1 protein-coding gene and 1 pseudogene are annotated in these 881 nt (G+C 69.7%); both read right to left on the bottom strand.

The genetic code is table 11. From position 1 onward, the window contains the following. Positions 1–365: pseudogene (locus tag HCK04_RS41725) on the bottom strand (IS630 family transposase); the annotation flags it as partial. Further along, positions 275–814 carry a winged helix-turn-helix domain-containing protein gene (locus HCK04_RS40365; protein ID WP_142652783.1) on the bottom strand — a complete coding sequence of 180 codons (540 nt, stop codon included), beginning with the start codon at positions 812–814 and terminating at the stop codon, positions 275–277. The pseudogene HCK04_RS41725 and the gene HCK04_RS40365, both read right to left, overlap by 91 nt. Positions 815–881 lie beyond the last annotated feature (67 nt).

Here is an 881-nt window from a genome sequence, read left to right as displayed (position 1 = left end):
ACTAGGTGCAGGTTGAGGTTGTCCCAGACCAGCACGATCGGGGCGCCGAGCTGGGCGTGGGCATGAAGGATCAGGTCGCGGTAGTCCATCCAGCCGAAGGTCTTGGGCTCGCCTTTGCGGCCGCGGTAGACGTGCAGGCGGTAGATCAGCCGGGAGCGTTCGCCGGGTTTGTAGCAGACCAGGGCGGCGATGTTCACCCGTCCGCTTCCGCGCCCGCGGACGTGTACCACCGGCGTGTGCCCGCGCCGGCCCCACGTTCGTGCGCGAGGCGGCCTCAGCCCTTGACCGGCTTCGTCTTCGAAGCAGATCCAGGCGCCGTCGGCCGCCGCGGATCTTCCACCTGCGGCCAGACCTCCTTCTTCCACACCTCGATCGCGGCCTCGTCCCGCTCGATCGCCCGGCGGGCGGGGCGCTGGCACGACCAGCCGTTACGCCGCAGCAGGTACCACACCCCCTGAACGGTGTAGCCGAGGTGGAACATCCTGCCGATCAGCGTCTTGATCCGCATCAGCGTCCAGCGCTGGTCGGCGAACCCGTGCGCCAGCGGACCGCGTTCCAGCTCGGCCTCCAGCCGGGCGAACTGCGCCGGGCTGAGCCGGGGCAGCGCGTGCGGGCCTGCTGAGGCCAGCGCCGCCGTGCCACCCTCGCGCCAGGCGCGCCGCCACCGCTCCACCGACCGCTGAGTGACCCGCAACGTCCGGGCTAACGCCGCGTTCGTGACCCCCTGCTCGAACATCACGGCTGCGCTCAGCCGTACCTCCTCGCGGCGCCGCTGCTCCTGGGGGGTGAAGCCGCCGCCTTGGGCATACCGCACACCCTGGTCATACAGACCAGATCAGCCCTCGTCAGCTCACCGACAAGACCCATTTAAGTTCCGTATC

Origin of the sequence: Microbispora sp. CL1-1, assembly GCF_012034195.1 — a bacterium.
Lineage (GTDB): Bacteria > Actinomycetota > Actinomycetes > Streptosporangiales > Streptosporangiaceae > Microbispora.
Note: the sequence above shows the minus strand (reverse complement) of the source record. Positions and strands in the feature narration are given on the sequence as shown.